The organism is Dietzia sp. SYD-A1 (assembly GCF_015356725.1).
In the GTDB taxonomy this organism is placed as follows: Bacteria; Actinomycetota; Actinomycetes; order Mycobacteriales; family Mycobacteriaceae; genus Dietzia.
The window spans coordinates 1-3,795 of sequence record NZ_JADDKI010000300.1; the positions used below are offsets into that span (position 1 = coordinate 1).

General features: G+C 72.4%; 2 protein-coding genes. Both read left to right on the forward strand.

Going from position 1 to position 3,795, the window contains the following annotated elements; genetic code table 11:
• Nucleotides 1-3,202, forward strand: a 3,202-nt coding sequence (gene mfd, locus IY392_RS12395; RefSeq protein WP_194861381.1) for a transcription-repair coupling factor, incomplete at its 5' end; no start/stop codon positions are given.
• Nucleotides 3,199-3,795: MazG nucleotide pyrophosphohydrolase domain-containing protein (locus IY392_RS12400; RefSeq protein WP_309234176.1), on the forward strand; the 597-nt coding region annotated here is incomplete at its 3' end. The genes mfd and IY392_RS12400, both read left to right, overlap by 4 nt.

Consider the following 3,795-nt stretch of genomic DNA (forward strand, 5'->3'; position numbering starts at 1 on the left):
GCTCGACCCCGCGCAGTTCCTGGCGACCCTGACCGAGTTCGCCTACAGCCGCGAGGACATGGTGGCCCGCCGCGGTGACGTGGCGGTGCGCGGCGGGATCGTGGACGTGTTCCCCACCACCGCCGACCACCCGCTCCGCGTGGAGTTCGACGGGGACACGATCGCCGAGATCCGCGAGTTCTCCGTGGCCGACCAGCGGTCCCTGCCCGAGGGAGAGGTCGACTCGGCCGTGTTGTTCCCCTGCCGGGAGCTGCTCCTCGACGAGGACGTCCGCGAGCGCGCACGGCGGTTGGCCGAGGCGCACCGCGAGAACCCGACCCTGGCGGAGCTGCTGGACTCGCTGGCCGAGGGGATCCCCCGGGACGGCATGGAGGCACTGACCTCGGTGCTCGTGCCGGAGGAGATGGCCACGCTGCCGATGCTCATGCCGCCGGGCACCCGCGTCGTGGTGTGCGACCCGGACAAGGTCCGTCGCCGCGCCGCCGACCTGGCCTCCGCGGGCCGGGAGTTCCTCGAGGCCTCGTGGACCGCCGCGACCATGGGCGGCGACGCCCCCGTGGACAGCGAGACCCTGGACCTGTCGGGCTCGGGGTACCGGACCTTCTCGGCCGTCCGCGCCGAGGCCTCCGCCGCCGGCGTGCCCTGGTGGCAGCTGGTCCCCCCGGGCTTCCTCACCGACCCCGAGGACGGCCAGGTGGTCGACGCGCCCGCCGGCGATCCGCCCGCGCCGCGCGGCAAGGACTCGGAGATGCAGGCCATGTTCGTCCGACTCCGGGCGCTCATGGCCTCCGGGGGCCGGGCGGCCGTGGTGGTCCCGGGCCACGGCACCGTCGATCGCGTCCTGGAGCGACTGTCCGAGGCCGAGGTCCCGGCCACCGCCGCCCCGGCGGGATCCGAGCCCGCCCCCGGCGTGGTGTCGGTGTACGAGGCGATCCTGCACGGAGGGTTCGCGCTGGCGACCGACTCCGGGGAGCAGGGGGACCAGCTCGTCGTCGTCTCCGAGACGGATCTCACCGGCAACCGACTCGGCGCCACCGCGCGCCCCAAGGCGCGCCACGCCAAGCGCCGCAACCAGGTGGACCCCCTGGCCCTCAAGGCCGGCGACTGGGTGGTGCACGACCAGCACGGCATCGGCCGGTTCGTGGAGATGGTCGAGCGGCAGGTGCGCGGCGGGGACGGCTCGAGCCGGCGCGAATACGTGGTGATCGAGTACGCGCCCGGCAAGCGCGGCGGCGCCGGAGACCGCCTGTTCGTGCCCATGGAATCCCTCGGCCAGCTGAGCCGCTACGTGGGCGGGGAGGCCCCGACGCTGAGCAAGATGGGCGGCGCCGACTGGCAGAACACCAAGCGCAAGGCCCGCAAGGCCGTACGCGAGATCGCCACCGAGCTGGTGCAGCTCTATGCCAAGCGGCAGTCCGCACCCGGCCGCGCCTTCGGCCCCGACACCCCGTGGCAGCGGGAGATGGAGGACGCGTTCCCGTTCACCGAGACCGTCGACCAGCTCACGGCGATCGAGGAGGTCAAGGGGGACATGGAGAAGACCGCCCCCATGGACCGCGTGGTGGTGGGTGACGTGGGCTACGGCAAGACCGAGGTGGCGGTGCGGGCGGCGTTCAAGGCCGTGCAGGACGGCACCCAGGTGGCCGTGCTCGTGCCCACCACGCTGCTGGCCCAGCAGCACCAGGCGACCTTCGTCGAGCGCATGACCGGGTTCCCCGTGACCGTCAAGGGCCTGAGCCGGTTCACCTCCGACGCGGAGGCCAAGGAGATCCTCGCGGGCCTGGCCGACGGCACGGTGGACGTGGTGATCGGCACCCATCGCCTGCTCGCGACGGGTGTCCGGTGGAAGAACCTCGGCCTGGTGGTGGTGGACGAGGAGCAGCGCTTCGGCGTGGAGCACAAGGAACACATCACCTCGCTGCGCACCCACGTGGACGTGCTGACCATGTCCGCCACGCCCATCCCGCGGACGCTGGAGATGTCGCTGGCCGGGATCCGGGAGATGAGCCAGATCCTCACCCCGCCCGAGGAGCGCCTGCCCGTGCTCACGTACGTGGGGGCGCACTCGGACAAGCACGTCGCCGCCGCGATCCGCCGCGAACTGCTGCGTGAGGGGCAGGTGTTCTACGTGCACAACCGGGTGCGGACCATCGACGCCACCGCGGCCAAGATCCGCGACCTGGTGCCCGAGGCGCGGGTGGTGGTGGCCCACGGGCAGATGGGGGAGGAGCAGCTCGAGCAGACCGTCGGCGGGTTCTGGAACCGCGAATACGACGTGCTGGTGTGCACGACCATCGTCGAGACCGGCCTGGACATCTCCAACGCCAACACCCTGATCGTCGACCGCTCCGACCAGCTGGGCCTGTCGCAGATGCACCAGCTGCGCGGGCGCGTGGGACGGTCGCGTGAGCGTGGGTACGCCTACTTCCTCTACGACCCCGAGAAGCCGCTCACCGAGACCGCCTACGACCGGTTGGCGACCATCGCGCAGAACAACGACCTGGGTGCCGGCATGGCCGTGGCGATGAAGGACCTCGAGCTGCGCGGGGCCGGCAACGTGCTGGGCGCCGAGCAATCCGGGCACATCGCCGGCGTCGGCTTTGACCTCTACATCCGTCTGGTCGGCGAGGCGGTGGAGGCGTACCGCGCCATCGCCGACGGCGAGTCCGTGGAGGTCGAGGAGGAGGTGGGCGAGATCCGCATCGAGCTCCCCGTCGACGCCTACATCCCGGTCGAATACGTCGACGGCGACCGGCTGCGACTCGAGGCGTACCGCAAGCTGTCCCAGGCACGGGCTCCCGAGGACATCGACGCGGTGGTCGAGGAACTGGTGGACCGCTACGGTCCCATGCCCGCCGAGGCCCGGCGCGTGGTGTCGGTGTCGCGGCTGCGGCTCGTGTGCCAGAAGTACAAGGTGCGCGAGATCGTGCTGGCCGGCTCCCGCCTGCGCGTGGGCCCGCTCGACCTGCTCGACTCGCAGCAGATCCGCCTCAAGCGCATGTACCCGGCCGCCCAGTACCGGGCCACGCAGAAGACCGTGCTGCTCCCGCTGCCCAAGGCCGCCGGAGCGCGTGCCGGCGCGGGCGCGGAGAAGGCGCGCGACGACGAGATGCTGCAGTACGCCGCCGACTTCCTCACCGCCATGGCAGGGGATCCGGAGGGCTCGAACCCGGTGATCCAGGCGGAGCCGGTGTCGGTGTGAGTCCCGAGCCCGGTCGCGAGCCCGACCCCGGCGATGGGCCGGGCGCTGGATCGGGTGCGGGGGATCGGCTCGCCGAGGCGATCGAGGTGATGGGCCGGATCCGCCGCGACGGCGAGTGGGAGGCCGCCCAGACCCATGCCTCGCTGCTGCCGTACCTGCTCGAGGAGTCCTGGGAGCTGGTCGACGCCGTGGCCGACGGCGACCGCGACGAACTGGTCTCCGAGTTGGGCGACCTGCTCCTGCAGGTGCTGTTCCACGCCGCGATCGGTGAGGGGCGGGCCGAGGGGTCGTTCGACATCGACGACGTCGCCGGCGCCCTGCTGGACAAGCTGCGCCGGCGCGCGCCCTACTGGTTCACCGCTGAGGGCGCGGCCGGCCTCGACACCACCGAACAGGACCGCCTGTGGCAGGAGGCCAAGGCCGCCGAACGCGCCGACCGCCCGCCGCGGGGAGTCGTCGACGGGATCCCCTGGGACATGCCGGCCCTCGCCCTGGGGCAGAAGGTGCTGGCCCGTGCCCGCGCGGCGGGGGTGCCCGGCGACCTGGTGCCCTCGCGGATGAGAGTGGTGCAGGTGGACGCGGCCGGCCTGTTC